Origin of the sequence: Acetivibrio ethanolgignens (assembly GCF_001461035.1) — a bacterium.
GTDB lineage: Bacteria > Bacillota > Clostridia > Lachnospirales > Lachnospiraceae > Velocimicrobium > Velocimicrobium ethanolgignens.
In genome coordinates, this window is the sequence record NZ_LNAM01000218.1 from 1 (window position 1) to 2985 (window position 2985).

The following is a 2985-nucleotide window of genomic DNA, read 5'->3' on the forward strand; positions in this document are numbered from 1 at the left end:
AAACTGTGGTGGAATGGACCGTCATATATTGCAGAACTGTATATGGAAGAGCTGGCGGGTAATTAACGTAGGGACGGTTTTTCTGTCCCGCCCATGCAACAATGGTTACGTATACCATATGAAATGAGAATGATCATTTATATGCTTCGAAAGCCCCTCTCAAATCAAAAAGTCTATCCCTTTGGCTAGTTTACATTTTCTGCCCCTGTAGCGTATAATAAAACCAGATACTGAAAAGTATGCATATAAATGAGGTTCATCTAATATTAAGGAAAAGGAGTTGACAATAGCAATGCGTGGAAGGGTAGCCAAGATGAAAGAATTGGTGGAAGAAGATGGACTCGAGTTTAATTCCAAGACACAAATTTTTCCTATATCACAGGGAGTGGATTTTCTGGGATTTCATTTTTATCTGACAGATACAGGAAAGGTGATTAAGAGACTTCGGACATCAAATAAACGAAGATTTAAAAGAAGGATGAAATGCTTTCAGAAGCAGTATAGGGAAGGCAGGATTACTTTTGATGAAATCACACAGAGTGTCAGAAGTTATAATGGACATTTAAAGCATGGACATACATGGAAATTAAGAAAACATATCTATTCCAATACTATATTTACAAAATCGAAGGAGGATTCAGATGAAAAGATTAAAGCATAATTTTAAGAAAGGAATGGTGTGTGTTCTTTCCCTTGCCATGGTAGCAGGACTTGTTCCGGCTATGTCAGGCGGAGCAAATAAGGTGCAGGCAGCAACAGGTTCGGGAACGGAACCAAGTGTGTCAGCATATGCCACAAAGGAACAGATGAAGAATGAATTTGCTCCGGATTCAGATGGTAATGCCACAAATATTGGAAAGCTTGTATTTGGTAAAAACAGCAGTGGAACAGCACAGCAGTGGTACATCTTAGGAAAGGATGAGGGTGTATCAGGGGATAATACCATCATCTTTGCCGCAAGCCCCATAGCAAAAGGACCCAACAATAAGGCTTTTCAATCAAGTTCTGGGGTAGATGCAAGTAATCCATCAGAAGTATATCCAAACCACTACGGAGCAAGTGAGCTTCGAGTGGCATTGCAGGGTATGGCTACGAATACAAACTATTTCACCACAGCCGAGCAGGGCTTGATGAATGCTACCACAGTGAAAACGAAGGACACGAAGAACAGTAATGTGACCTATACCACCACAGACAAGCTGTATGCATTACAGGGAAAATATCCTAATGAAAATAAACTGTGGGCAGGAACCAGTGACAGTACAGTACTTGCCATGAGTAGTTACTGGAGCAACGGTTCTTGGTTCTGGCTGCGCTCGCCTCACGATCATAATAGTATCGAAGCGTTGTACGCTAGTCCGGGCAAAGAAGTCTACGTACGACAATGTAAACTACGAGGCGTAGTTCAGCCCGCTTCCAATCTGAATCTGTCATCTGTGCTCTTCGCATCTGCTGCGAAAGCAGCATCATCTGATCCAGTATGGGGAACGCTAACAGGCGGTACGGCGATGACCTTAAGACTTAATGGAACAGGTAAGGATATTGGTACAGTTACCTATAATGCCACAACAGGTGATATTAAGGCAGCGAAGGGAAGTACATCGCAAACCGTGGCACTTGTTGTACAGGGTAATGACGGAATAAACGACTGGTATTACAGTAAAAAGATTGATACATCAGAAACGGTAAATGCTTCGGCTATCAAGTCAGCACTTAGTTTGTCGTCAGATATAAATTTATCCGACTGCAAAATCTGGCTGGAAACTACAGACAGCACGGAAAATTTGATTTATGCGGTAGGGGCAACCGAAATATTAAGTATCACATCTGTAGCAATTACAGATATTGAAACTCCGGCGTCAAATACTGCATTAGATACCGAAGCATCATGTGTAACCACAGGAGTAAGCAGTACCACACCACAGATTACATGGACACCAAGTGATTCCACAGCAGGATACAATACAAGCTACACCGCAAGTATTAAACTTACAGCAGATACAGGCTACGAATTTACGGATTCCACGACAGCTACTGTATTAGGTAATTCCGCAACAAGTGTCACAAAGAATGCTGACGGAACACTTACAGTGACATATGCTTTTCCGGCAACAAAGGATAAACTCACAAGCATCACAGCACCACAGGCGATAACCGTAGCGAATGGAACCGCTTATAGTGCTATGAATCTGCCTACAACGGTTGGGATTGTGACAGAAGGTAATACGGTAAGTAGTGCACCGGTCACATGGAATACAACTACACCGGCAAACGGAAGCTATGACTCTACTGTATTAACCCAGCAGACCGTAACCTTAACTGGTACGGTAACATGTCCGGACAGTATTAATGCTAATGGAGTTGAGCTTACCACAACCATTACCATTACCATCAGTGCGGCAGGCATCGTTGGTGCACCGACAGCAAATCCGACAGCCGGAACTTATACAGAGAATCAGTCGGTAACACTTACTTCTTCCACAGAGGGAGCAACGATTTACTATACAACCGATGGAAGTGAACCTACAATTACGGGTGGTGTGCCGGGTGGAACCACGCAAAAGTACACAGCACCGATTGCAGTGACAGGAACAGAAGGACAAAGTATTACAACTACCATCAAGGCAATCGCTGTAAAGAACGGTATGCAGGATAGTAGTGTAGAGACATTTACCTATACCATTCAGATTCCGGTACCGAAATATACTGTGACTGTAACGAACGGAAGCGGCACCGGGCAATATGCACAGGGCGAGACAGTAACGATTACAGCGGGTGCAGCACCAAGCGGACAGCAGTTTAAGGAATGGGAAGTAGTAAGCGGAAGTATTATGCTTGCAAGCAGTACAAGGGAGACAACCACCTTTACCATGCCGGCAGAAAAGGTGAGCGTGAAAGCAGTCTATGAGGATAGCAGCCCATCCGGTGGAGGCAGTCCATCCGGTGGAGGCAGTCCATCCGGTGGAGGCAGCCCATCCGGTGGAG

2 protein-coding genes are annotated in these 2985 nt (G+C 44.1%); both read left to right on the forward strand.

Going from position 1 to position 2985, the window contains the following annotated elements:
* The first annotated feature begins 292 nt into the window (after nt 1-292).
* Nucleotides 293-661 carry a hypothetical protein gene (locus tag ASU35_RS17460; protein ID WP_058354242.1) on the forward strand — a complete coding sequence of 123 codons (369 nt, stop codon included), beginning with the start codon at nt 293-295 and terminating at the stop codon, nt 659-661.
* Nucleotides 642-2985 (forward strand): chitobiase/beta-hexosaminidase C-terminal domain-containing protein (locus ASU35_RS17465; RefSeq protein ID WP_172794673.1); only part of this gene is annotated, 2344 nt, incomplete at its 3' end. The genes ASU35_RS17460 and ASU35_RS17465, both read left to right, overlap by 20 nt.